The organism is Streptomyces phaeolivaceus (genome assembly GCF_009184865.1).
GTDB classification, from domain to species: domain Bacteria; phylum Actinomycetota; class Actinomycetes; order Streptomycetales; family Streptomycetaceae; genus Streptomyces; species Streptomyces phaeolivaceus.
In genome coordinates this window covers 3,559,850-3,583,398 of the sequence record NZ_CP045096.1, presented here as the reverse complement: position 1 = coordinate 3,583,398, position 23,549 = coordinate 3,559,850, and the positions used below count along the sequence as shown (strand labels likewise).

The window sequence follows — 23,549 nt, the reverse complement described above, 5'->3', positions numbered from 1 at the left end:
CGTCGCGTTCGTGTTCCTGTGGAAACCGGCTGTACGGGGCAGCAACCATTGCGTTACGGGGCGGTGCTCGTGCATGCTCCCTGGAACCCCGCGCAGCCGGTGCGGGATCTGGGCGGAGGAGGCGTGCGGTCGTACCCTTGGGGGTATGGGGTCGGGAAGATGATTCCCGGACACGGCTCCGCCGCACACTGACGTCCCATCCACGTCGTCCCACACGAGGATCCAAACGCCGAGACACCCATGGCCGGTCAAGAATTCTTCGACTCCGCGGACCGCAAGCGGCGGCCCGTCGCCGATCACACGGCGGCCGAGCCCCTTGCGGCGGAAGAGACACGCCCCTCCTGCGATCCTGCCTTCAAGCACGGCGTCGTCGTCGGTTTCGACGGTTCGACGTCCAGTGAGCGCGCCCTCGCGTACGCCATCGGCATGGCCCGGCGTTCCGGCTCGGGCCTGATCATCGTGCATGTCGCCAACCGGCTGCCCACGACCGTGTGGGCCGGCTGCGAGCCACCCGTCTTCGTCGACGTCCCCGATCACCGGACCGAGGTGCTCGGACTGGAACTCGCCTGCGCGGACTATCTCGCCGAGGTGCCCTGGATCCTCGTCGAGCGCGGCGGCGACATCTGCCACGAACTCGAAGAGGTGGGGCGGGAGTACGAGGCCGACGCGATCGTCGTCGGGTCGACGCACGGGATCGTCGGGCGGATCTTCGGGTCCGTCGCGGGGCGGCTCGCGAAGCGGGCGCGGCGGCCGGTCATCGTCATTCCCTGACCTTCGGGACGGCCTGTTGAACGGCCTTCGGAACGACTTTCGGAAACGCGTAAGTCTACTGGCGCGTAGGGGTGTTTGTGTCCTTGTGAAGGGCATAACCGGCGTGATGCCGGACGGAGTGGTGTGACGGCCACGGTAGTTGGCAGCGGCGCTCGGGTGTCGGGCGAACCCGGCGTTGTCGAACGGACCCCCTGGTGATGGGTGGCATCACATGGGGGTCCGTCTTCGTTCCGGAAGGGGCCGGGAGGGCCCTCTACTCCACCGTCACCGACTTCGCCAGGTTGCGCGGCTTGTCGATGTCGCGGCCCAGGGCCAATGCCGTGTGGTAGGCGAGGAGTTGGAGGGGGATGCCCATCAGGATCGGGTCGAGTTCGTCCTCGTTCTTGGGGACGACGATCGTCTGGTCGGCCTTCTCCTGCTCGCGGTGGGCGACGGCGAGGATCTTGCCGCTGCGGGCCTTGATCTCCTCCAGCGCGGCACGGTTCTTCTCCAGCAGGTCGTCGTCGGGGACGATGGCGACCGTCGGGAGGGCGGGCTCGATGAGTGCCAGCGGGCCGTGCTTCAGCTCGGAGGCGGGGTAGGCCTCGGCGTGGATGTACGAGACCTCCTTGAGCTTCAGGGAGGCCTCACGGGCCACCGGGTAGCCCCGGACGCGGCCGATGAAGAGCATCGAGCGGGCCTCGGCGTACTCCTGGGCCAGCTTCTTGATCTCCTCCTCCTGCTCCAGCATCTCGGCGATCTGCGTGGGCAGCTTGCGCAGGCCCGCGATGATCCGCTTGCCGTCGCGGACGGAGAGGTCGCGGGTGCGGCCCAGGTGGAGCGCCAACAGGGCGAACGCCACGGTGGTGTTGGTGAAGCACTTGGTGGAGACGACACAGACCTCGGGGCCGGCGTGCACATAGATGCCGCCGTCCGCCTCGCGGGCGATCGCCGAGCCGACGACGTTCACCACGCCCAGCACCCGCGCGCCCTTGCGCTTCAGCTCCTGCACGGCCGCCAGCACGTCGTACGTCTCGCCGGACTGGGAGACGGCGATGTACAGGGTGTCGGGGTCGACGACCGCGTTGCGGTAGCGGAACTCGGAGGCCGGCTCGGCGTCCGCGGGGATACGGGCCAGCTCCTCGATCATCTGGGCGCCGATCATGCCCGCGTGGTACGAGGTGCCGCAGCCGAGGATCTTCACCCGGCGGATCTGGCGCGCCTCACGGGCGTCCAGGTTGAGGCCGCCGAGGTGCACGGTGGAGAACCGGTCGTCGATCCGGCCGCGCAGCACGCGGTCCACGGCGTCGGCCTGCTCGTGGATCTCCTTGTGCATGTACGTGTCGTGGCCGCCCATGTCGTACGAGGCGGCCTCCCACTCCACGGTGGTGGGCTCCGCCGTGGTGCGGGTGCCCTCCGTGGTGTAGGTGCGGAAGTCGTCGGCCTTGAGGGTGGCCATCTCGCCGTCGTCGAGGGTGACGATCTGGCGGGTGTGGGCGACCAGAGCGGCTATGTCCGAGGCGACGAACATCTCCTTCTCGCCGATGCCGAGGACGACGGGGGAGCCGTTGCGGGCGACGACGACGCGGTCGTTGAAGTCGGCGTGCATCACGGCGATGCCGTACGTGCCCTCGACGATCCGCAGGGCCTGGCGGACCTTCTCCTCCAGGGTGGTGGCCTGGGAGCGGGCGATGAGGTGGGTGAGGACCTCGGTGTCGGTCTCGGAGAGGAACTCGACGCCGTCCGCTTCGAGTTTCTTGCGCAGGTCGGAGGCGTTGTCGATGATGCCGTTGTGGACGACGGCGACCTTGTTGTCGGCCGACATGTGCGGGTGGGCGTTCAGGTCGGACGGGGCGCCGTGGGTGGCCCAGCGGGTGTGCGCGATACCGGTGGTGCCCTTGAAGCGCGCGGGGACCTTGGCCTCCAGGTCACGCACCCGGCCCTTGGCCTTGACCATCCTCAGACCGGCCGTCTTGGGCGAGGTGACCACTATGCCCGCCGAGTCGTAGCCCCGGTACTCCAGGCGCTGCAGGCCCTCCAGGAGCAGCGGCGCCACATCACGCCTGCCGATGTAACCGACAATCCCGCACATATATACGTATCCCCTAGTTGTGGATGATCAGTCGTGGTCGTTCAGCCGTAGACGATGCGGCGCAGTTGTCTGAGTGTCAGCTCCGGTGGTGCGACCGCGCGGTATTTCAGGTCCGCCTCGATCTGCTCGAAGATCGCCGCGTTCACCAGGCCCTGGGCCTGGAGTTCGCGGTGGCGGCGACGGACGTATGTCTCGGTCGTCTCGTCGAAGTAGGCGAGCACGTCCTGGATCACACGCAGCGCCTCGCCCCGGCTGAGGGGCGAGGACCGCGTCAAATGATCAACAAGTTCGTCGTGCACTCGGTAGATCCTGGGGGACGGAAGAGGGTTACGCAAGAAATCTGCCCGATATCGGGCAGGGTGCTGTTACTGACCCTTGGGGGAACGTTGAATGTGTTATGAGTGGCTGTTCGTGCGCTGTCCATACGGCGGCCCGTATCCCGTCGCCTGAGGCGACGACTTTCGGACGCTATGGACATTCCTCGCATGGGCGTACCCGAGCAGCTGGCCGAGCGCATGAGCATGGCCGAGCAGCACGAGTACCTGCGCTCCAAGTTCTCCCGCCGCTCGATGATCAGAGGCGGCGCGGTCACGCTCGGCGCCGTCGCGGGTGGCGCGTTCGTCCCGGCCACTGCCGCCCAGGCGGCGACCCCGGCCGCCCTCCGCTCCTCCTCCGTCCCCACCCAGGCCCGTACGAGCGCCGAGCGTGTCGACGGCTCCCTGGTCGCCCCCTTCGGCCGTCACCTCGCCTTCGGCAACGACCCGCGCACCGAGGTGACCATCTCGTGGCAGGTCCCGGTCGCGGTCAGGAAACCGTTCGTCCGGATCGGCACCCACGCCTCGCATCTCTCGGTCAAGATCGACGCCGAGGTCCGCACCCTCTACACCCCGGCCGGCGTCGGCGCCAGCGGCGATCACACGCAGTACTACGCGCACGCCAAGCTCACCCACCTCAAGCCCGGCAGGACCTACTTCTACGGCGCCGGCCACGAGGGCTTCGACCCGGCCTCGCCGCAGTTCGCGAGCACCCTCGGCACCTTCACCACCGCCCCCGCCCACAAGGAGCCGTTCACCTTCACGGCGTTCGGTGACGAGGGCGTCGGCTACCACGGCCTCGCCAACAACAGTCTGCTGCTCGGCCAGAACCCGGCCTTCCACCTGCACGCCGGTGACATCGCCTACGCCGACCCGGCGGGCGCCGGCAAGACCGCCGACACGGGCTTCGACTCCCGGGTGTGGGACCAGTTCCTGGCCCAGACCGAGTCCGTCGCCAAGTCCGTGCCGTGGATGCCCGCCTACGGCAACCACGACATGGAGGCCTGGTACTCGCCCAATGGCTACGGTGGCGAGGAGGCCCGCTGGAGCCTCCCCGACAACGGCCCCGACAAGAAGAACCTGCCGGGCGTCTACTCCTTCGTCTACGGCAACACGGCCGTCATCTCGCTCGACGCCAACGACATCTCCTTCGAGATCCCGGCCAACCTCGGCATCTCCGGCGGCACCCAGACCAAGTGGCTGGAGGCGCGGCTGAAGAAGTTCCGCGCCGCCAAGGACGTCGACTTCGTCGTGGTCTTCTTCCACCACTGCGCCTACTGCACCTCCACCGCGCACGCCTCGGAAGGCGGCGTGCGCCAGGAGTGGGTGCCGCTGTTCGAGAAGTACTCGGTGGACCTGGTCATCAACGGCCACAACCACCAGTACGAGCGCACCGACGTCATCAAGGGCGGCGCGGTGAGGAAGAAGCTCCCGATCGGCGGCACGGCGTACCCGGAGACCGAGGGCGTGGTGTACGTGACGGCGGGCGCGGCGGGCCGCAGCCTCTACTCCTTCACCGCCCCGCTGTCGTACGAGGGCCACGAGAACGAGGTCGAGTCGGTCTCCTCGTACATCAACACCAAGGACGGCAAGCAGAACGAGACCGTCACCTGGTCGCGGGTGCGGTACCTCGACTACTCCTTCCTGCGGGTGGACGTGAAGCCCGCCGCGAAGGGGCAGTACACGACGCTCACCGTGCGGGGCATCGCCGAGACGGGCGCGCAGGTCGACCACTTCACGGTCGCGCGCCGGGCGAAGTAGGGCGGGCGGTCGGCGCGCCCGGAGGGCGGGGCGCGCCGCCGCACCGGACAGGCGGTCCTCGCGCGCCCCGTGGACATCGAATCGTCCGCCACCACGCCCACGCGTCACAGGCGCCTGAGGACCGCCTGTTTGGCCATCGTGAACTCCTCGTCCGTGAGCACCCCGGACCGGTGGAGGTCGCCCAGTTCCCGCAGTCGGCGCAGCAGGGCGTCGTGGTCCTCCCCGGCGGCGGGCCGGGGCGGAGCGAGTTCCTTCGGCGCCGGGGTCGCCGGATGCGGGAGCCGGGCCTGTACGGCCGCCGCGACCAGGGCCATCAGCGGGTCCTTCTTGAAGCCCCACAACTCCACGGAGTTGGGGTCGTACTTGGGCGGCGCCTTGGTCGGCGCGTTCCGCACGGTGAAGCGGAGGTAGCCGTTCTCCAGGCCGACCGAGGGCTGCCACTCCACGCCCGCTATGTCCGCCAGCGACAGCGTCCGCGCCCCGGCGGCGGCCTTGGCGTCCTCCGTCTTCCAGTTCCACTCCAGGCGTACGTGGTCGCCGTCGAAGCTCGCGGTGCCGTCCCCGGCGGAGACGGAGAGCGGGACGGCGGGGCCGGCGAGGAGGTAGGCGTCCACCGCGTCGGCCGGCACCTCGTCCAGGAGCAGCGCGTTGCGGATCTCGTCCACGACGTACTCGGCGACGCCGTACCGGTCGGAGTCGACGCTCAGCTGGTACGGGTCGTTGGCGTCGGCTAGCCGGCCGCCGGTCGCCTGCAGGAGCGGGTCGGAGCCGTCGCGCAGCCGTAGCCGCAGCCGCCCCGACTTCTTGCCCTGCTCGAACGAGACGCCCGCCAACGCGCCCAGTGGGACGGAGAGTTCACCGAGGGTCTTGCGGAGCAGGCTGACGCTCTTGTCGCGGCCCGGGGTCAGCCGCAGGGTGTCGCCGTCGAAGGTCCACGTGCCGTCCCGTTGGAGGATTTCCGCCATGAAGGGGATTCTTCCATCGCCCGAGGGGAGAGATGGTCTAGACCTGGAGGCGTCCCAGAGGGGATGGTGGAGTCGTCAGTTCGGTTGTGGAAGGGAGCACCTTGTGAGACCGCGCCACAGATCGACCCGCCTTCTCGGTTCGTTGCTGCTCGTGGCGACCGGGATCTTCACCGTGGGAGCCGCACCCGTGTCCCAGAACCCTGACTCCGGCACCGCCGCGATCCCGCTCGGGCAGGTGATCCCGGCCCCCGCCTCGGTGCGGGCCGACGGATCGCCGTACCGGCTGAGCAGCGATGCGCGCATCGTCGTGTCCGGTGGGTCCGAAGCGCGCCGGGCGGGGGAGTACCTCGCCGGGATCCTGCGGCCCTCGACCGGGTACCGGCTGCCGCTGACCGAGCGTCAGGAGGCCGGAATCCGCCTGCGGTTGGCGCCGAGCGAGACGGATCTCGGCCAGGAGGGCTACCGGCTGGAGAGCGGACGCTCCGGTGTCACCCTCACCGCACGCGCGCCCTCCGGACTCTTCCACGCCGTCCAGACGCTCCGCCAACTCCTGCCCGCCGCCGTCGAGAAGGACTCCCCGCAGCCGGGCCCCTGGCTGATCGCGGGCGGCACCATCGAGGACACCCCGCGCTACGGCTGGCGCGGCGCGATGCTGGACGTCTCCCGGCACTTCTTCACCGTGGACCAGGTCGAGCGCTATATCGACCAGTTGGCGCTGTACAAGTTCAACAAGCTGCATCTGCACCTCTCCGACGACCAGGGCTGGCGCATCGCCGTCGACTCCTGGCCGCGGCTCGCCCCGTACGGCGGCTCCACCCAGGTCGGCGGCGGCCCCGGCGGCTTCTACACCAAGGCCGACTACCAGGAGATCGTCCGGTACGCGGCCTCCCGCCATCTGGAGGTCGTCCCCGAGATCGACATGCCCGGCCACACCAACGCGGCGCTCGCCTCGTACGCCGAACTGAACTGCGACGGGGTCGCGCCGCCGCTGTACACCGGGACCGAGGTCGGGTTCAGCTCCCTGTGCGTCGACAAGGACGTGACGTACGACTTCGTGGACGACGTCGTACGGGAGCTGGCCGCGCTCACGCCGGGGCGGTATCTGCACATCGGCGGGGACGAGGCGCACTCCACCAGCCACGAGGACTATGTGAAGTTCATGGACCGGGTGCAGCCGATCGTCGAGCGGTACGGGAAGACCGTGGTCGGCTGGCATCAGCTGACCGGGGCGACTCCGGCGCGGGGCGCTCTCGCGCAGTACTGGGGGCTGGACAGCACGGACGCGGAGGAGAGGGAGCGGGTGGCCGCCGCCGCGCGGAACGGGACGGGGGTGGTCCTGTCGCCGGCCGACCGGATCTATCTCGACATGAAGTACGACAAGGACACGCCGCTGGGGCTCGACTGGGCCGGGTACGTGGATGTGCGGCGGGCGTACGACTGGGATCCGGGGGAGTACCTGGAGGGGGTGCCGGATTCCGCCGTGCGGGGGGTCGAGGCGCCGTTGTGGACGGAGACGATCGATTCCTCGGCGGATGTCGAGTACATGGTGTTCCCACGGCTGCCGGGGGTCGCGGAGTTGGGGTGGTCGCCGGTGTCCACGCATGGGTGGGACGGGTATCGGGAGCGGCTGGCCGCGCAGGCTGAGCGGTGGGAGGCGCTGGGGATCGGGTACTTTCGGGCGCCGGGGGTGCCGTGGGCTGTGGCGCGGTAGGGGGTGGGGGTGCGGTTCGGTGGCGGGTGCGGGTCCGGTGGGGGCTGGTCGCGCGGTTCCCCGCGCCCCTCAAACCAACGGCCCCTGCTTCTTGAGGGGCGCGGGGAACCGCACGAGAAGCCCCCACTCACCCGCGGCCAAACAGCGAAACGCGACGGGCACCTCGGAGGACCGTACTCCGAGGTGCCCGCCAGTTCGTGGGGGCCTACAGGCCCGCGATGGGGTTCTTGAGCGTGCCGATGAGTTGGAGCGCGCCCGCCGGGTCCGCGAGGTCGACCATCTGCTTGTTGTCGCGCAGCTGGAGGCGGTTGAGGCAGGAGAGGGAGAACTCGGGGGCGAACATGTCGTACTGGGCGAATTTGTCGGCCAGTTCGGGCGTCGCGTGCTGGTAGTCACGGACGGTCTCGGCGACCGTGCGCCAGAACTCCTCCTCGTCCAGCACCCCTTCCTCCGCGAGGTTCGAGGCGAGGAAGCGGAAGAAGCAGTCGAAGACGTCGGTGAAGAGGGAGAGGAGTTTCTTGTCCTCGGGGACCTCGACGCGCAGGCGTTCGACCGTCGGCGGAAGCACCGCCTGCGGGTCCATGACGGCGATCTCCTCGGCGATGTCCTTGTAGATCGCCCGCTCGACGACACCGTCCTTGAGGACGAGGATGACGTTCTCGCCGTGCGGCATGAAGACCAGGTCGTAGGCGTAGAAGCTGTGCAGGAGCGGGGTGAGGTACGCCCTCAGGTAGCGGCGCAGCCACTCCGTCGGGGTCAGGCCCGAGCGGGCGATCAGGGCCGCCGCGAAGCCCTTGCCCTCGTGGTCGACATGGACCAGGGAGGCCATCGTCGCCAGGGACTCGCCCTCCTGGAGCGAGGCGACCGGGCTCTCCCGCCACAGCGCGGCCAGCATCTTGCGGTACGCGGAGAACTTGTCGGTGGCGGCCTCGTACTCCAGGTGCCGGTAGCCGACGGCCGCCCGCTCGCGGATGATCGACAGGCCGGTGGACTTCAGGACCGGGTCGCTGTCGATGAGACCGGCCAGCCAGTCGTTGATCGCCGGGGTCGCCTCCATGTACGCCGCCGAGAGACCGCGCATGAAGCCCATGTTGAGGACGGACAGCGCTGTTTTGACGTAGTGCTTCTCGGGGGCGGAGCCGTTGAAGAACGTCCGGATCGACTGCTGGGCCACGTACTCGTCGTCGCCCTCGCCCAGGCACACCAGGTTCCGCTGGGCGACCTCGGCGGCGAAGGTGACGGTGAGCTTGTTCCACCACTGCCAGGGGTGGACCGGGATGAAGAGATAGTCGGCGGGGTCCAACTCCTGGTCCGCGAGGACGGAGTTGAAGCGGTCGACCGTCTCCTTGCCCAGCTCGTCCCGCAGGAAGGACTCGTACTCGATGCCGACGCCCGCCGTGAACGCCGCCCGGGAGCGGTGCGCGGCCAGCCAGACCAGGCGGACCGGGCTCGCCGTCTCGGGGGCGTACGCGAGGTACTCGTGGACACCGAAGCCGAGGCGGCCGTTGTTGGCGACGAAGCAGGGGTGGCCCTCGGTCATCCCGGTCTCGATGGCCTGGAAGCCGCCGCCCGCGAGTTCGGCGACCGGGGTCTGCGGCTTGGTGAGTTTGTAGCAGGTGCCGGAGAGAGTGGAGGAGATCTCCTCCAGGTAGACCGGGAGGATCTCGTCGCTCAGGCCGAGGGACTGCTTCAGCTCGATGAAGAAGTCCAGGGCGGCCAGAGGGAGGTCGACGCCGTCTCGTCGACGGGAGATCGAGTCGGCGTCGACCTGCCAGTGGTCGAGGGCACGCCGGACGGCGGTGAACCCGTAGCGGGTCTGACCGTCGTCGCTGCGGACCTCGAAGCCGCCGTCGGCCGTGGCCTCCGGCGTGATCAGCCGCTCGTGCGCGAACTCGGCGAGGGCTTTGCGGATGAGCAGGCGGTTGGCCCGGGCCCAGCGGTGGGGGGACAGATGCGCCACGGCATCGGACAGGGTCATACGACTACTCCTCGGGCAGCCTCGTGGAACTGCTCTCGTGTGCAGAAGCTCAGCAGTGCGCGCTTCTCCGGCTTGTCGATCTCGCCGTGGGGGACGAAACCGACGACTTCGTTGAGGGCGTGGACGGCCTTGTTGGACACGTCCGGCTCGACGACGACCCGGTGGGTGGCCGGGTCCTCGAAGAGGCGCGCCATCACGGCGGTGATCACGGCCCGGGTGAAGCCGTGCACCGGGGTGTCGGTCGGCGGCACCAGGAAGTGCATGCCGACGTCGCCCGGCTCGGGCTCGTACAGGCCGACGAGTTCCCGGTGGACGGGGTCGTACCGCTCCATCAGGAAGACGGGCTCCCCGTCCAGCAGCCCCAGCAGGGCCTCCTGGTGCGGGTCGGCCGCGACCTCCATGTACGCCCGCTCGACGTCCTCCAGTCTGGCGTCCCGCATCATCCAGTACGCCGCTTTGGGGTGCGTCACCCAGCGGTGCAGCAGCTCGGAGTCCTTCAGTGGGTCGAGCGGCCGGAAGGTGAAGTCCGAGGCGTGTGCGCTGTCCGTGCCGCTCATACCGCGAACTCCTGGAACGCGATGGACTTCTCCACCGGGTAGTACTCGGTGCCGAGCAGCTCGCGGATGATGTACGCGTTCCGGTACGGGCCCATGCCCAGGTCGGGCGAGGTGATGCTGTGGGTGTGGACGCCGGCGTTCTGCAGGAAGACGCCCCGGCCGGTGGTGTCGATGGCGTAGTTGCGGGCCACGTCGAAGTTGCCCCGCGCGTCGTAGACCAGCCGGTCGCGGACGGGCTTGAGGAACTCCGGCTCGGCGTACTTGTAGCCCGTGGCGAGGACGAGACCCTCAGAGTCGATCTCGAAGTCCTTGCCCTGCTCCTCCTGGCGCAGACCGAGCGTGTAGGTGCCGTTCTCGTGACGCGCGCTGTTCAGCGCGGAGTTGGTGAGCAGCCGGGTGGGGAGCGGGCCGCCCAGGCTCTTCTGGTAGAGCAGGTCGAAGATCTCGTTGATGAGGTCCCCGTCGATGCCCTTGAAGAGGCCCTTCTGCTCCTGGGTCAGCCGGTAGCGGGTGGGCTCCGGCAGCTCACGGAAGTAGTCGATGTACTCCGGGGAGGTCATCTCCAGCGTGAGTTTGGTGTATTCGAGGGGGAAGAAGCGCGGGGAGCGCGTCACCCAGTTCAGCTGGTAGCCGTGGACGTCGATCTCGCCGAGGAGGTCGTGGTAGATCTCGGCGGCCGACTGCCCGGAGCCGACCAGGGTGATCGACTTCTTCCGCTGCAGCTCCCGCTTGTGCCGCATGTAGCGGGAGTTGTGGATCCAGTCGCCGCCCAGGCCCTCCACCGCCTCCGGGATGTACGGGGGCGTGCCGGTGCCGAGGACGAGGCGCGGGGCGCGCAGGACGTCACCGTCGGCGGTCCGCACGGCGTAGAGGTCGTTCTCGTACGTCACCTCCGTCACCGTCGTGCTGAAGCGGACGTTGCTCAGCCGGTTCGCGGCCCAGCGGCAGTAGTCGTCGTACTCGACCCGCAGCGGGTAGAAGTTCTCGCGGATGTAGAACGAGTAGAGACGGCCGGAGTCCTTCAGGTAGTTCAGGAAGGAGTACGGGGAGGTCGGGTCGGCGAGGGTGACCAGGTCCGACATGAACGGGGTCTGGAGGTGGGCGCCGTCGAGGAACATCCCCGAGTGCCACTCGAAGTTCGGCTTCGAGTCCAGGAAGATCCCGTCGAGTTCGGCGATGGGCTCGGTGAGGCAGGCGAGGCCGAGGTTGAAGGGTCCCAGCCCGATGCCGATGAAGTCGTGGGTCTTCACGGCGGACTCCGCGGACTCCGCGGTTCCAGCGGTTCCAGCGGGTTCAGGAAGCGACGCGGTCAAGGGATTCTCCCAGGTACTGCTCGGCGTGGCCGGCGATCAGATCGAGTACGGCGGTGATGTCCTCGGCCGTGGTCTCGGGGTTGAGCAGGGTGAACTTGAGATAGTGGCGACCGCCGACCTTGGTGCCCGCGACCACGGCGTCGCCGGAGGCGAACAGGGCCTTGCGGGCGTACAGGTTGGCGCGGTCGATCTCGGCCGGGTCGGTGACGGCCTCGGGGATGTAGCGGTAGACCAGCGTGGACAGCCGGGGCTCCACGACCACGTCGTAGCGCGGGTCGGCGGCGAGCAGCCGCCAGCCCTCCTCCGCCAGGTCGCAGACCTCGTCGAAGAGCTGTCCGATGCCGTCGGCGCCCATCGTGCGCAGCGTCATCCACAGCTTGAGGGCGTCGAAGCGGCGGGTGGTCTGGAGGGACTTGTCGACCTGGTTGGGGATGCGCTCGGTGACCATCCGGCGCGGGTTCAGGTACTCCGCGTGGTAGGTCGCGTGGCGCAGGGTGGCCTTGTCGCGGACCAGTACGGCGGACGAACTCACCGGCTGGAAGAAGGACTTGTGGTAGTCCACGGTGACCGAGTCGGCGCGCTCGATGCCGTTCAGCAGGGCGCGGCGCTTGAGGGAGACGAGCAGACCGCAGCCGTAGGCCGCGTCGACGTGCATCCAGGTGTCGTACTGGGCGCACAGCTCGGCTATCTCGGGCAGCGGGTCTATGGAGCCGAAGTCGGTGGTGCCGGAGGTGGCGACGACGGCCATGGGGACGAGACCGTCGTGCCTGCAGCGCTCCAGCTCACGGGCGAGCGCCATCGTCTGCATGCGCTTGTCGGCGTCCACCGGGATGGTGACGACGGCATCCCGGCCGAGGCCCAGCAGTTTCGCCGACTTCTTCACGCTGAAGTGGCTGACCTCGGAGGCGAAGATCCGCAGTTTGGCGGTGTCGTCGGTCTTGGCCTCCTCGCGGGCGAGGAGCAGCGCCTGAAGGTTGGACTGCGAGCCGCCGGAGGTGAACACCCCGTCGGCGGCGGGCCCGAAGCCGATGCGCTCGTTGGTCCAGTCGATCAGTTTGCGCTCGATCAGGGTGCCGCCGGCCGACTGGTCCCAGGTGTCCAGGGAGGAGTTGACGGCGGAGAGCACGGCCTCGCCGAGCACGGCCGGGATGACGACCGGGCAGTTGAGGTGGGCGAGATAGCGCGGGTGGTGGAAGTAGATCGCGTCGCGCAGGTACACGTCCTCCAGCTCGTCGAGGACGGCGGCCGTGTCGTGCAGCGGCTGGTCGAGGTCGATCTTCTCGATGTGGGGGGAGAGGGCGTCCACGGTGACACCGGTGAACGGTCGGTCTGTGGTGGCGAGTTTGGCCGCCACCCGCTCCACGCCTTCGGTCACGGTGCGGCGGTACCGCTCCGCGGTCGTGTCATTGAGCAGGTGCGAGCGCATGGGGGAGTCCTCCGAGCGGGGCGGTCCGGGTGGGACGGAGAGGTGAGTGGGGGGCGACATCACCTCGTCCAACTTAGGTAAGCCTAACCTAACTAACTTGAGGGGAAGCCGGGCGCGGCCGTGACTGTGGTCACTTCGGCAACCGGGGGTTCTACTCGCCGCGCTCCCGCAGCTGCTCCTCCGTCAGGCCCTCACGCCAGTACCCGACGAAGGTGACGCGCCGCTTGTCGATCCCGCGCTCCCGCACGAGATGACGGCGCAGCTCCTTCACCCGGCCGGACTCACCGGCGATCCAGGCGTACGGCAGCTCACTGGAGGGCAGTCGGGCGGCGCGGACGGTGTCGAGGGCGGTGGGCGCCCCCTCGGCCCGCACCAGCCAGGTGATCTCGGCGTCGGCCTCGGTGGCCAGGTCCTGGATGTCCCCCGGGTGGTGGACCTCCAGCCAGACGCGGGCCGGGGTGCCGGCCGGCAGCGACTCCAGGATCGCGGAGGCGGCGGGCAGCGCGGTGTCGTCACCCCAGATCAGCACCAGATCGGTGTCGGCCGGCGGACGGAAACGGATCGCGCGGTTGTCGGCGATCGCGGGCCCGAGCAGCACGACCCGGTCCCCGGTCTTCGCCGTCGACGCCCACCGGGAGGCGGGCCCGGCGGGCACGACGGCCCCCGGCTCGACCCCGTGCAGCACGAAGTCGATGTCGATCCCGACGGTCTCGCCGTGCGCGTCGGCCCGCAGTCCCCGCAGGGTGTACGAGCGCATCACCGCCCGTACGTCGTCCGGCAGTTCGCGCCACGCCTGCCACCAGCTGTCCCCCAACTCGTAGGGCACGGCCGGGACTTCCTGCCCGGGGTGCGGCAGGAACAACGACAGCGACTGGTCCCTGCCGTCGGAGTGGAAGAACCGCAGGTCGTCCCCCGCGAACGAGACACGCACGAGAGACGGCCCGAGCCGCTCCGTCCGTACGACCTGAGGAGAGAAGAAACGGAAGGGGGCGGCTACGGCCGTCGTCATGGGGGCTCCTGGATAGGGGGCGGGAGCGTGTGCGGGTTCGTGTGCGGGTGCGGGTCCGGTGGGGGGGGAACTGCGCGAGCAACCACGACGCACCCGCAGCTCACCCACGGCCTCGGCCCTAACTGACCTTCTTCGCGTTCTCGATCGCCTCGGCCAGCTCCTCAAGAAGCGGCGCGCACTTGTCGTAGGAGAGGATCGGCTCGGGGTTGCGCCCGATGACCTGCCCGGCCTTCACGGCCGGCAGCTTCTTCCACGTCGCCTCTTCGATCGCGTCCGGCTGGATCGCCGACGTGCGGTTGTCCATGAGGATGACGTCCGCGTCGTACTTGTCGACGTTCTCCCAGCTGAGGTTCTCGAACCAACCCCCGCCGGCCTTCAGCGCCGCCGCGCTCGGCTCGACGAAGTTCACGCCGAGGGCCTTGTAGTACTCCAGGTCGATGGAGAGGTTCGAACCGGAGACGTAGAAGATGTCCTGGCTGGCGGAGCCCGCGAGCACCTTGATGTCGGGCTTGGCCTTGGTCGCCGCGCGCAGCCGGGCCGCCGCGTCCTCGAACCGCTTCTTCGCCGCGGTGGTCTTCTCGGACCCCGTGTCCGCGCCCAGCGACTTGGCCAGCTCCAGCATGCGCTGCAGCGGCTCGGTCATCTGACGGTCGTACACGGAGATACCGACGCTCGGGGCGAGCTTGGCGATCTTGTCCTTGGAGGTCTCGGGCACGTACCAGAGGGTGCCGGCGTCGTCGAACAGGGTGGTGATGAGGACGTCGGGGGCGAGGGCGGCGTACTTCTCGACGCTGAACTCGTCCCAGACGTTGCCGAGGATGGTGACCTTGCTGATGTCGAGGTCGCCGGCCTGGACATCGGCCTTGCCGTCCGTAGTCCTGGTCGGGCCGAAGACGCCCTTGACATCGATGCCGTAGTCGAAGAGCGCGGCGGCGACACCCACGAAGGCGACGATGTTCGCCGGGACCTCGTCGGTCTTGGCGGTCACGCCGCGGTCGTCCTTGAACGACCAGGGGCCGGACTTGGCGGCAGCCGTCTCCTTGTCGGAGCCAGCGCTGCCGCCCGTCGAGTCCTCGTCTCCACAGGCGGCGAGCACGGCACCGAGACCGAGTGCGCCACCGGCGGCGAGGATGCCGCGGCGGGTGAGGTGAGCGGCTCTGGCGTTGGACATGTGTATGGCTACTTTCGAACGGGGAGGAGTTCCACCCAAGGGTGAGTTCGAAGGTAGGTTAGCCTAACCTCACCGCATGTCCAGAGGGTGGTTCCGGGTAGTGGAATGCCCAGGTCCGATCCTGCCCCAGTCTTTAAATTCCCTGTGAATCGAAGGTTCGTGAGGTTTGCTGGGGTGAGTTGAAGCGTAAACCTGCGGGGTGTGACCCTGATGTGCAGGGAACGTGGGCAGGTTGAAGTGGCTCCGTAAAAGGGGCGAAAAGGAACCCGGCTCGCGGGTGGCGAGCCGGGTGAGAGGGTGCCGGAGCCGTGCCGTCCTGGCTGATTCCGGCCGTTCTTTCGAACATATCCTGTCGGTCAGCCGACGAGCCCCAACTCCCGTGCGATCAGCATCCGTTGCACCTCGCTGGTGCCCTCGCCGATCTCCAGGATCTTGGAATCGCGCCACATACGGGCCACCGGGTACTCGTTCATGAAGCCGTAGCCGCCGTGGATCTGGGTGGCGTCGCGGGCGTTGTCGACGGCGATGGTGGAGGAGTAGAGCTTCGCCAGGGCCGCCTCCTTCTTGAAGGGTTCCCCGGAGACCAGACGGGAGGCGGCGTCGCGCCAGGCGAGGCGGGCCGTGTGGGCCTTCATCTCCATGTCGGCCAGCTTGAACTGGATGGCCTGGTTGGCGCCGATCGGCCGGCCGAAGGCGTGCCGCTCCTTCGCGTACCTCAGCGACTCGTCCACACAGCCCTGGGCGAGACCCGTGGCCAGCGCCGAGATCGCGATCCGGCCCTCGTCGAGGATGCGCAGGAACTGGGCGTAGCCGCGCCCGAGTTCACCGAGGAGGTTCTCCGCCGGGACCCGGACGTCCGCGAAGGACAGCTCCCGGGTGTCGGAGGCGTTCCAGCCGACCTTGGAGTAGGGGGCGGCGACCGTGAAGCCCGGGGTGCCGGACGGGACGATGATCGAGGAGATCAGGGGCTTGCCGTCCGGGGTGCGGCCGGTGACCGCGGTGACCGTCACCAGGGCCGTGATGTCCGTGCCCGAGTTGGTGATGAAGCACTTGCTGCCGTTGATGACCCACTCGTCTCTCGACTCGTCCAGCCGGGCCGTCGTACGGGTCGCGCCCGCGTCCGAGCCGCCGTCGGGCTCGGTCAGACCGAACGCGCCCAGCGCCTCGCCGGAGCAGAGCCGCGGCAGCCACTCGGCCTTCTGGGCCGGGGTGCCGAAGAGATGGATCGGCATCGCGCCGAGCGAGACCCCGGCCTCCAGGGTGATCGCCACGGACGAGTCGACCCGGGCCAGCTCCTCCAGCGCGATGCCCAGCGCCAGATAGTCGCCGCCCATGCCGCCGTGCTCCTCGGGGAACGGCAGCCCGAACAGCCCCATGCGGCCCATCTCGCGCACGATCTCGTACGGGAACTCGTGCCGCTCGTAGAAGTCGCCGATCTTCGGTGCGACGACGTCGTGCGCGAACTCCTCGACCGTGCGGCGGAGTTCTTCCAGCTCGGGAGAGAGTCGGTGGTCCATGGTCACTCCTGGTGGGAGAGGGCTCGTACGGTGCGGGACGGGCTGGGTCGGCCCAGATGCGCGGCCATCCACGCGCTGGTGGCGACGAGGCGGCCGAGGTCGACGCCCGTGTCGATGCCGAGTCCGCGCAGCATCCACACGAGGTCTTCGGTGGCGAGGTTTCCGGTGGCGGACTTCGCGTACGGGCAGCCGCCGAGGCCGCCGGCGGACGCGTCGACCGTGGTGACGCCGTGCCGCAGCGCCGCGAGGGTGTTGGCGAGGGCCTGGCCGTAGGTGTCGTGGAAGTGCACGCCGAGCTTCTCCACGGGGGCGTCCAGCGCGGTCAGCAGCGCCCCCACATGGCCCGGGGTCGCCACCCCGATCGTGTCGCCGAGGCTGAGTTCGTCGCAGCCCATGTCGAGCAGCGCGCGGCAGACCTTGGTGACCTGGGGGATCGGGACCGGGCCCTCCCAGGGGTCGCCGAAGCACATCGACAGATAGCCGCGGACGTGCACGCCCTCCGCCTTCGCCCGGCCGACGACCGGGTCGAACATCGCCAGTGCCTCGTCGACCGTGCGGTTGAGGTTGGCCTTGGCGAAGGACTCGGTGGCGCTGGCGAAGACGGCGACGCGGCGGGCGCCGAGCGCGAGGGCGCGGTCGAGGCCGCGTTCGTTGGGGACGAGGACGGGGAGGGCCACCGGTGAGCCGGCCGACCGCAGTTCGGCGACGCGCGGGAACAGGGCTTCCGCGTCCGCGAGTTGGGGGACCCACTTGGGGTGGACGAAGCTGGTGGCCTCGATGGTGGTGAGGCCCGCGTCGGCCAGGCGGTGGACGAACTCCGCCTTCACTTCCGTCGGGACGGTCGCCTTCTCGTTCTGCAGGCCGTCCCGGGCCCCGACCTCGTGGATACGGACCCGGGCCGGCAGACCGGGTTCGGGGAACGTCATGGGCAGGGTCATCGCGCCACCTCCTCGTGGGGCGCGGCCTCCGTGTGGGGCGCGACCACCGCCAGCACCTGGTCCATGGCGACCGTCGTGCCCGGCGTGACGTCCAGTTCGGTGACCGTCCCGGCGTGCGGCGCGGCGACGACGTGCTCCATCTTCATCGCCTCCACCACCAGCAGGCTCTGCCCGGCGGCCACCTCGTCCCCCACGGCCACCTTCACCACGGTGACCGTGCCGGGCATCGGCGCGGTCAGCGAGTCCGCGCCCGCCCGCGCGGCACCGGTGAGCGCGGCGGCGACGGGGTCGTGGTCCAGGAGGTTCCACACGTCGCCGTCCCGGCCCAGCCAGGTGCCGGCGCGGTGGAAGGTGTGGCGGACGCCGTCCAGGGCCACGGACACCTGGTCGGCGGTGACGGTGTGCGTGCCGCGCGGGCGGTGAGTGACGGGTTCGCGTCCCGTCGTACGCAGGTCGAAGGACAAGGGGGCCGGTGCACCGCCCAGGCGCCAGCCGTTCGGTACGGAGAAGGGGTCGGTCCAGCCGTTCCCACGAGGCGTCAGCTCGTGGAGTCGTACGGCCGCCGCCGCCTCGTACACCGCCTCCGGGGCCTCGGACGGGACCAGCCCGTCCACCTCGCGCTCCACCAGCCCCGTGTCCAGGTCGCCCGCCACCACCGCCGGGTGGGCCAGCAGCCGTCGCAGGAAGCCGGCGTTCGTCTGGACGCCGAGGGTGACCGTGTCCGCGAGGGCCGCGCGGAGGCGGCGCAGGGCGGTGGGGCGGTCGGGGCCGTACGCGATGACCTTGGAGAGCATCGGGTCGTAGAGCGAGCCGACCTCCGTGCCCTCGGTGAGGCCGGAGTCCGTGCGGACGCCGTCGCCGTGGGGTTCGCGCAGTCTGAGCACCGTGCCGCCCGACGGGAGGAACCCGCGCGCGGGGTCCTCGGCGCAGATACGGGCCTCCACCGCGTGCCCCGTCAGCGTCACGTCCTCCTGGCCGAGGCCCAGCCGCTCGCCCGCCGCGACCCGGAGCTGCCACTCCACCAGGTCCACGCCCGTGACCAGCTCGGTCACCGGGTGCTCGACCTGGAGGCGGGTGTTCATCTCCATGAAGTAGTACGCGGACACGGGGGGTTCGGGGGGTGTCTCCCCGACAGGCGCAGTGCCGCCGGGGACGATGAACTCGACCGTGCCCGCGCCGGAGTAGCCGCAGGAGCGGGCCGCCTGGACGGCCGCCTCGCCCATCGCCGCCCGGGTCCGCTCGTCGAGCAGCACGCTGGGCGCCTCCTCGATGACCTTCTGGTGGCGGCGCTGGAGGGAGCACTCGCGCTCGCCGAGGTGGATCACGTTCCCGTGGTTGTCCGCCAGGACCTGGATCTCGATGTGCCGGGGCCGGTCGATCCACCGCTCCACGAGGAGGGTGTCGTCGCCGAAGGAGGCGCGGGCCTCGCGCCGGGCGGCGGCGATCTCGTCGGCCAGCACGGCCGCGTCCCGCACCAGCCGCATGCCCTTGCCGCCGCCGCCCGCGCTGGGCTTCAGCAGCACCGGCATGCCGATCTCGCGGGCGGCGTCGGCGAGTCGGTCGTCGCTCAGCCCGCTGCCAGTCGAACCCGGCACCACCGGCACACCGGCCGCCCGTACCGTCTCCTTGGCGCGGATCTTGTCGCCCATCAAGGAGATCGCGTCGGCGGGCGGGCCGATGAAGACCAGGCCCGCGTCGGCGCACGCCCGCGCGAAGGAGGCGTTCTCCGCGAGGAAGCCGTACCCCGGGTGCACGGCCTGGGCGCCGGTGCGGGCCGCCGCCTCCAGCAGCCGCTCCACCGACAGATAGCTCTCCGCCGCCGGCGCCGGGCCGATCCGTACCGCCGTGTCGGCCTCCCGGACGTGCCGGGCGTCGGCGTCCGCGTCGGAGAAGACGGCGACGGAGCGGACGCCGAGCGCGCGGAGGGTGCGGATGACGCGGACGGCGATCTCACCGCGGTTCGCCACAAGTACTGTCTCGAACATCGTCGTCCGTCCCCTCACATCCGGAAGACGCCGAACTGGGGTTCACCCAGCGGCGCGTTGGCGCAGGCGGTCAGGGCGAGGCCCAGGACCTGGCGGGTGTCGAGGGGGTCGATGACCCCGTCGTCCCAGAGCCGGGCGGTCGCGTAGTAGGCGCTGCCCTGGCGCTCGTACTGCGCGCGGATCGGGTCCTTGAAGGACTCCTCGTCCGCCGTCGGCCAGTCCTCGCCGCGCGCCTCCAACTGGTCCCTTTTCACGGTCGCGAGGACGGACGCGGCCTGCTCGCCGCCCATCACCGAGATCTTGGCGTTGGGCCACATCCACAGGAAGCGCGGGGAGTACGCCCGGCCGCACATCGAGTAGTTGCCCGCGCCGTACGAGCCGCCGACCACGACCGTCAGCTTGGGGACGCGGGTGCAGGCCACGGCCGTCACCATCTTGGCGCCGTGCTTGGCGATGCCGCCCGCCTCGTAGTCCCGGCCGACCATGAAGCCGGAGATGTTCTGCAGGAAGACCAGCGGGATGCCGCGCTGGTCGCACAGCTCGATGAAATGGGCGCCCTTCTGGGCCGATTCGGAGAACAGGATGCCGTTGTTGGCGACGATCCCGACCGGGTGCCCGTGGATCCGGGCGAAGCCGGTGACCAGGGTCTGCCCGAACTCCGCCTTGAACTCGGCGAACCGCGAACCGTCGACCACGCGCGCGATGACCTCGCGGACGTCGTACGGCGTACGGGAGTCCACCGGCACGGCGCCGTACAGCGTGTACGGGTCCACCTTGGGCTCGACGACCGGCTCGACCGACCAGGGCAGCGGACCCCGGGCGGGCAGGGTGGAGACGATGGTCCGCACGATCCGCAGCGCGTGCGCGTCGCTCTCCGCGAGGTGGTCGGTGACACCGGAGATCCGGGAGTGGACCTCGCCGCCGCCCAGCTCCTCGGCGGTGACGACCTCACCGGTGGCGGCCTTCACGAGCGGCGGGCCGCCGAGGAAGATCGTCCCCTGGCCCCGGACGATGACGGCCTCGTCGCTCATGGCGGGGACGTACGCGCCCCCGGCCGTGCACGACCCGAGCACGGCGGCGATCTGCGGAATACCGGCCCCCGACATCCGGGCCTGGTTGTAGAAGATGCGGCCGAAGTGCTCGCGGTCGGGGAACACCTCGTCCTGCATGGGCAGGAAGGCGCCGCCGGAGTCGACGAGGTAGAGGCAGGGGAGGCGGTTGTCGAGGGCCACCTCCTGCGCCCGCAGATGCTTCTTCACCGTCATCGGGTAGTACGTGCCGCCCTTGACGGTGGCGTCGTTGGCGACGACCACGCACTCGCGCCCGGCGACCCGCCCGATCCCGGCGATCACACCGGCGGCCGGTGCCTGCCCGTCGTACAGCCCGTCGGCGGCCAGCGGCGCCAGCTCCAGGAAGGGGGACCCGGGGTCGAGGAGGGTGTCGACCCTGTCCCTCGGCAGCAGCTTGCCGCGCGCGGTGTGCCGGGCGCGCGCCTTCTCACCGCCGCCGAGCCGGGCCGCGGCCAGCTTGGCCCGCAGCTCGTCGGCCAGCGCGCGATGGGCCTCCTCGTTGGCCCGCCAGGCTTCCGACGCGGGATCGGCCGGGCTCTGAAGCTCCGGTGCCTCGTGCATCCTGCGAACCCCTCACCTTGTTAATGAGCGTTAACGCATTTCCTTCAGGTTAACGACCGCTAACCTCCCTGTCTAGAATTGCTCGCATGGCCACCAGAACCGACGCCCCCACCCGCCGCGAGCAGATCCTCAGGGAGGCCGCGCGGCTCTTCGCCGAGCGCGGCTTCCACGGGGTCGGTGTCGACGAGATAGGCGCCGCCGTGGGGATCAGCGGCCCCGGTCTCTACCGGCACTTCGCGGGCAAGGAAGCGATGCTCGCCGAGCTGCTGGTCGGCATCAGCGAGCAACTGCTGACGGGCGCGAAGCGGCGGCTCGCGGAGGCGGACGGGGCCGGGGGGCCGGGTGGGGCGGGCGGGGTCGAGCGTTCGGATGGGGCCGGTGGGGCGTCCGCCGGGCGCGATGCCGAGGCGGTTCTCGACTCGCTCATCGAGGGGCACATCGACTTCGCCCTCGACGACCGTCCCCTGATCACCCTGCACGACCGCGAGCTGGACCGCCTCCGCGACAGCGACCGCAAGCTGGTGCGCCAGCTCCAGCGCCAGTACGTCGAACTGTGGGTGTCCGTACTCCGCGAGGTCCACCCCGGCCTCACCGAACCCACCGCCCGCTCCGCCGTCCACTCGGTCTTCGGCCTCCTGAACTCCACCCCGCACCTGGGCCGCCCGGGGCCCCTTCCGGGGCGGGCGGCCACGGCGGAGTTGCTGCATCGGATGGCGCGGGGGGCGTTCGGGGCGGCGGCCTCCGCCGGCTGACCGCTCCCTGCCCCACGCCGTGGAACGTGGCTCGGCCGATCGTGTGACGGCATGAGGCATCGGCTTGTGTCAGGCCAGGGTGGTCCGCTGTGCCGGCAGTAGTGCCAGTGGGCCTCCCTGAAGCAGGAAGCGGCCCTCGGCGGCGGCCTGGACCGCGTCCGGCATCGGCCACCACGCCAGCTTGAAGTCCGCTTCGCTGGGCGTGAGTTGCTGTGGGCCGCAGATGAGACCTTCGGCCAGGAAGAGATGGACCGCGGCGGTGGAGTCCAGGGTGATGGCGTACGAGCCGAGGGGCCGCCAGGTCTGGGCGGTGACGCCGGCTTCCTCGCGCAGTTCGCGCCGCGCGCACTCTTCCGGTGTCTCGCCGGGCTCCCGGCGCCCCCCGGGCAGGAACACGTACTCGCCGCCGTGCCGGGGGAATTCGGCGGTCAGCACGGCGACCGCGCCACCCGCGTCCCGGGCCACGATGACGGAGGCGTCGCATCGTGCCCCCTGGTCGGATGCTGTCGTCATGGCCCGGGAGCGTAGCCGCCTCCTTGGACAACCAGGCTGCGAACGGCACGTCTTGGGCCTGCCAGGAGTCACCGGTGCTGTTGCTGTTGCTGTTGCTGTGGGCGGCGGAGATGTCGGCCGAACAGGAGCAGCGGCCGGTGGCTCACTGCTCGGCGACGGTCAGGGCATGGTCGGTCACGATGCGACGGAAGTGGTTGTGGCCGGTACGTCCGGTGTGGCGCAGGGCCCAATCCTGGGCTGCCTCCTGGGCGGCGTGATGTCCGGACTCCGAGACGCAGCCCGGCTCCGTGCAGTGGATCTCGTAGACAACCCCGCAGTCAGGGTCGTGTCGGATGGTGTGTGGGACGTAGCGGTACACGGCGCGCGGGCTCATGCCGGTACTCCCGGCCCGAGGTCGTGGGTGCCGTCGTCCTCGGCCTCCTTGGCGTACATGTGGATCCTGCCGCGTCCCGCTGTCGGCGTGTCCAGGCGCCCGCCGCGCGATTCGGCCACGCGCAGGGCGTCGCTCAGGCACTCGGCGAGCCGGACGGCCACGAAACGTACCTCGGTGGAGGGGGATGCCGGGGTGTCCAGCACCTTGCGGGCGTGGCCGAGTACATCTGTGGCGAGGGTCAGTTGTACGGCCTCCATCTCGTCCGCCAGGCGGGACAGGTATCCGCCTTCACTGTCCGTCGCGACATAGCAGGGCTTGCCTTCGGGTGAGGGCCACGGGAGGAGACGGAGGGTGCTGGCGTGTGCGGTCGGTCCCTGGGGCTCTGCCGCCCTCCTCGTCGACGTCGGCATCGACGGCTTCCTGACCTTCGTCGGCCTCGTCGGCTTCATCGGACAGTCACCCCTGGCGCGCCGATGAGGTGGTGGGCGAGGCAATGGTGCCGTTGCTGGGCGACCTCGTCCTCGTGGGCTGCGAGGTAGGGGCGGACGAGACGGTTGGCGGTGCCGTCGAGGGGGTCGCCGAGGCCGTAGGGAGAGCGGTGGAGGGGGAGACGTTCGGGTACGGCGGTGGGTTGAGCCGGGTGCCGGCGGTTCGCGGGACCGCGTCCGGCGCGGCGGTTTCCGGTGCCGGAGGCCAGCAGGAGGCTCAGCCCATGGGTGGCGCGACGGATAAACTTCCGCATGTCGGTCTGCTCCATTCAGATCGGCCGTGCCCCGGGAGACCTGGACCGTCT

Annotated in this window: 21 protein-coding genes; 4 read left to right on the top strand and 17 right to left on the bottom strand. The window is 69.9% G+C overall.

The genetic code is table 11. The annotated features are described in order from the left end of the window. The first annotated feature begins 240 nt into the window (after nucleotides 1–240). Complete coding sequence (locus F9278_RS16785; RefSeq protein ID WP_152169080.1) at nucleotides 241–771, top strand: universal stress protein; 531 nt, start codon at nucleotides 241–243, stop codon at nucleotides 769–771. 253 nt (nucleotides 772–1,024) lie between these two features. Here F9278_RS16785 and glmS read toward each other — a convergent pair whose 3' ends face one another. Next, on the bottom strand, nucleotides 1,025–2,842 hold the full coding sequence (gene glmS / locus F9278_RS16780; protein ID WP_152169079.1) for a glutamine--fructose-6-phosphate transaminase (isomerizing): 1,818 nt from the start codon (nucleotides 2,840–2,842) through the stop codon (nucleotides 1,025–1,027). Nucleotides 2,843–2,883: 41 nt separating this feature from the next. Further along, on the bottom strand, nucleotides 2,884–3,141 hold the full coding sequence (locus tag F9278_RS16775; protein ID WP_152169078.1) for a hypothetical protein: 258 nt from the start codon (nucleotides 3,139–3,141) through the stop codon (nucleotides 2,884–2,886). 186 nt (nucleotides 3,142–3,327) lie between these two features. On the opposite strand from F9278_RS16775, the gene F9278_RS16770 reads away from it, so the two are divergent. Further along, entirely contained in the window at nucleotides 3,328–4,917 is a 1,590-nt protein-coding gene (locus F9278_RS16770; protein WP_152169077.1) for a purple acid phosphatase family protein, read from the top strand. 104 nt (nucleotides 4,918–5,021) lie between these two features. Here the strand turns inward: F9278_RS16770 and F9278_RS16765 are convergent, their stop codons facing one another. Further along, nucleotides 5,022–5,882, bottom strand: a complete 861-nt coding sequence (locus F9278_RS16765) for a DUF4429 domain-containing protein (protein ID WP_152169076.1) — start codon at nucleotides 5,880–5,882, stop codon at nucleotides 5,022–5,024. Nucleotides 5,883–5,985: 103 nt separating this feature from the next. Here F9278_RS16765 and F9278_RS16760 point away from each other — a divergent pair, with 103 nt between their 5' ends. Further along, on the top strand, nucleotides 5,986–7,593 hold the full coding sequence (locus tag F9278_RS16760) for a beta-N-acetylhexosaminidase (protein WP_152169075.1): 1,608 nt from the start codon (nucleotides 5,986–5,988) through the stop codon (nucleotides 7,591–7,593). 205 nt (nucleotides 7,594–7,798) lie between these two features. Here F9278_RS16760 and F9278_RS16755 read toward each other — a convergent pair whose 3' ends face one another. The 10 genes from F9278_RS16755 to F9278_RS16710 all read right to left on the bottom strand — a co-directional run bounded on the left by F9278_RS16755 (nucleotide 7,799) and on the right by F9278_RS16710 (nucleotide 21,118). Continuing rightward, complete coding sequence (locus F9278_RS16755; protein ID WP_152169074.1) at nucleotides 7,799–9,571, bottom strand: IucA/IucC family protein; 1,773 nt, start codon at nucleotides 9,569–9,571, stop codon at nucleotides 7,799–7,801. After that, a complete protein-coding gene (locus tag F9278_RS16750) occupies nucleotides 9,568–10,128 on the bottom strand; it encodes a GNAT family N-acetyltransferase (protein WP_152169073.1) in 561 nt (186 codons plus the stop codon). Before F9278_RS16750 ends, F9278_RS16755 begins: the two co-directional genes overlap by 4 nt. Continuing rightward, a complete protein-coding gene (locus F9278_RS16745; protein ID WP_226966774.1) occupies nucleotides 10,125–11,378 on the bottom strand; it encodes a lysine N(6)-hydroxylase/L-ornithine N(5)-oxygenase family protein in 1,254 nt (417 codons plus the stop codon). Before F9278_RS16745 ends, F9278_RS16750 begins: the two co-directional genes overlap by 4 nt. A 43-nt stretch (nucleotides 11,379–11,421) precedes the next feature. After that, entirely contained in the window at nucleotides 11,422–12,867 is a 1,446-nt protein-coding gene (gene desA, locus F9278_RS16740) for a lysine decarboxylase DesA (protein WP_152169072.1), read from the bottom strand. A 151-nt stretch (nucleotides 12,868–13,018) separates the two neighbouring features. Beyond that, entirely contained in the window at nucleotides 13,019–13,876 is an 858-nt protein-coding gene (locus F9278_RS16735; RefSeq protein ID WP_152169071.1) for a siderophore-interacting protein, read from the bottom strand. A gap of 118 nt (nucleotides 13,877–13,994) precedes the next feature. Then, nucleotides 13,995–15,047: an ABC transporter substrate-binding protein gene (locus F9278_RS16730; RefSeq protein WP_152169070.1), complete on the bottom strand. Its 1,053-nt coding sequence runs from the start codon at nucleotides 15,045–15,047 to the stop codon at nucleotides 13,995–13,997. A gap of 356 nt (nucleotides 15,048–15,403) precedes the next feature. After that, complete coding sequence (locus F9278_RS16725) at nucleotides 15,404–16,564, bottom strand: acyl-CoA dehydrogenase family protein (protein ID WP_152169069.1); 1,161 nt, start codon at nucleotides 16,562–16,564, stop codon at nucleotides 15,404–15,406. Between the two features lie 2 nt (nucleotides 16,565–16,566). After that, nucleotides 16,567–17,502 (bottom strand): hydroxymethylglutaryl-CoA lyase, encoded by a 936-nt coding sequence (locus F9278_RS16720; RefSeq protein WP_152169068.1) that lies wholly within the window; start codon nucleotides 17,500–17,502, stop codon nucleotides 16,567–16,569. Then, nucleotides 17,499–19,487 (bottom strand): acetyl/propionyl/methylcrotonyl-CoA carboxylase subunit alpha, encoded by a 1,989-nt coding sequence (locus F9278_RS16715; RefSeq protein ID WP_152169067.1) that lies wholly within the window; start codon nucleotides 19,485–19,487, stop codon nucleotides 17,499–17,501. Before F9278_RS16715 ends, F9278_RS16720 begins: the two co-directional genes overlap by 4 nt. Before the next feature lie 14 nt (nucleotides 19,488–19,501). Then, complete coding sequence (locus F9278_RS16710; protein WP_152169066.1) at nucleotides 19,502–21,118, bottom strand: carboxyl transferase domain-containing protein; 1,617 nt, start codon at nucleotides 21,116–21,118, stop codon at nucleotides 19,502–19,504. A gap of 86 nt (nucleotides 21,119–21,204) precedes the next feature. Here F9278_RS16710 and F9278_RS16705 point away from each other — a divergent pair, with 86 nt between their 5' ends. Next, nucleotides 21,205–21,870 (top strand): TetR/AcrR family transcriptional regulator, encoded by a 666-nt coding sequence (locus tag F9278_RS16705; RefSeq protein ID WP_152169065.1) that lies wholly within the window; start codon nucleotides 21,205–21,207, stop codon nucleotides 21,868–21,870. A gap of 69 nt (nucleotides 21,871–21,939) precedes the next feature. On the opposite strand, the gene F9278_RS16700 is transcribed toward F9278_RS16705, so the two are convergent. The 4 genes from F9278_RS16700 to F9278_RS16685 all read right to left on the bottom strand — a co-directional run bounded on the left by F9278_RS16700 (nucleotide 21,940) and on the right by F9278_RS16685 (nucleotide 23,498). Continuing rightward, on the bottom strand, nucleotides 21,940–22,383 hold the full coding sequence (locus F9278_RS16700; RefSeq protein WP_152169064.1) for an NUDIX hydrolase: 444 nt from the start codon (nucleotides 22,381–22,383) through the stop codon (nucleotides 21,940–21,942). A gap of 142 nt (nucleotides 22,384–22,525) precedes the next feature. Continuing rightward, the gene (locus F9278_RS16695; protein WP_152169063.1) at nucleotides 22,526–22,756 is read right to left on the bottom strand and encodes a DUF7848 domain-containing protein; all 231 of its coding nucleotides are present in this window, start codon (nucleotides 22,754–22,756) and stop codon (nucleotides 22,526–22,528) included. Further along, nucleotides 22,753–23,166: a calponin homology domain-containing protein gene (locus tag F9278_RS16690; RefSeq protein WP_226966773.1), complete on the bottom strand. Its 414-nt coding sequence runs from the start codon at nucleotides 23,164–23,166 to the stop codon at nucleotides 22,753–22,755. The genes F9278_RS16695 and F9278_RS16690 overlap by 4 nt, the downstream gene beginning before the upstream one ends. A 35-nt stretch (nucleotides 23,167–23,201) precedes the next feature. Next, nucleotides 23,202–23,498, bottom strand: a complete 297-nt coding sequence (locus F9278_RS16685; RefSeq protein WP_152169062.1) for a hypothetical protein — start codon at nucleotides 23,496–23,498, stop codon at nucleotides 23,202–23,204. Between the last annotated feature and the right edge of the window lie 51 nt (nucleotides 23,499–23,549).

Excerpts from the sequence above, each read along its gene's own strand:
- F9278_RS16785 (WP_152169080.1), top strand. The coding sequence starts at position 241 with ATGGCCGGTCAAGAATTCTTCGACTCCGCGGACCGCAAGCGGCGGCCC.
- glmS (WP_152169079.1), bottom strand. The coding sequence starts at position 2,842 with ATGTGCGGGATTGTCGGTTACATCGGCAGGCGTGATGTGGCGCCGCTG.
- F9278_RS16770 (WP_152169077.1), top strand. The coding sequence starts at position 3,328 with ATGGGCGTACCCGAGCAGCTGGCCGAGCGCATGAGCATGGCCGAGCAG.
- F9278_RS16765 (WP_152169076.1), bottom strand. The coding sequence starts at position 5,882 with ATGGCGGAAATCCTCCAACGGGACGGCACGTGGACCTTCGACGGCGAC.
- F9278_RS16755 (WP_152169074.1), bottom strand. The coding sequence starts at position 9,571 with ATGACCCTGTCCGATGCCGTGGCGCATCTGTCCCCCCACCGCTGGGCC.
- F9278_RS16750 (WP_152169073.1), bottom strand. The coding sequence starts at position 10,128 with ATGAGCGGCACGGACAGCGCACACGCCTCGGACTTCACCTTCCGGCCG.
- desA (WP_152169072.1), bottom strand. The coding sequence starts at position 12,867 with ATGCGCTCGCACCTGCTCAATGACACGACCGCGGAGCGGTACCGCCGC.
- F9278_RS16735 (WP_152169071.1), bottom strand. The coding sequence starts at position 13,876 with ATGACGACGGCCGTAGCCGCCCCCTTCCGTTTCTTCTCTCCTCAGGTC.
- F9278_RS16730 (WP_152169070.1), bottom strand. The coding sequence starts at position 15,047 with ATGTCCAACGCCAGAGCCGCTCACCTCACCCGCCGCGGCATCCTCGCC.
- F9278_RS16725 (WP_152169069.1), bottom strand. The coding sequence starts at position 16,564 with ATGGACCACCGACTCTCTCCCGAGCTGGAAGAACTCCGCCGCACGGTC.
- F9278_RS16720 (WP_152169068.1), bottom strand. The coding sequence starts at position 17,502 with ATGACCCTGCCCATGACGTTCCCCGAACCCGGTCTGCCGGCCCGGGTC.
- F9278_RS16715 (WP_152169067.1), bottom strand. The coding sequence starts at position 19,487 with ATGTTCGAGACAGTACTTGTGGCGAACCGCGGTGAGATCGCCGTCCGC.
- F9278_RS16710 (WP_152169066.1), bottom strand. The coding sequence starts at position 21,118 with ATGCACGAGGCACCGGAGCTTCAGAGCCCGGCCGATCCCGCGTCGGAA.
- F9278_RS16705 (WP_152169065.1), top strand. The coding sequence starts at position 21,205 with ATGGCCACCAGAACCGACGCCCCCACCCGCCGCGAGCAGATCCTCAGG.
- F9278_RS16700 (WP_152169064.1), bottom strand. The coding sequence starts at position 22,383 with ATGACGACAGCATCCGACCAGGGGGCACGATGCGACGCCTCCGTCATC.
- F9278_RS16695 (WP_152169063.1), bottom strand. The coding sequence starts at position 22,756 with ATGAGCCCGCGCGCCGTGTACCGCTACGTCCCACACACCATCCGACAC.
- F9278_RS16690 (WP_226966773.1), bottom strand. The coding sequence starts at position 23,166 with ATGCCGACGTCGACGAGGAGGGCGGCAGAGCCCCAGGGACCGACCGCA.
- F9278_RS16685 (WP_152169062.1), bottom strand. The coding sequence starts at position 23,498 with ATGCGGAAGTTTATCCGTCGCGCCACCCATGGGCTGAGCCTCCTGCTG.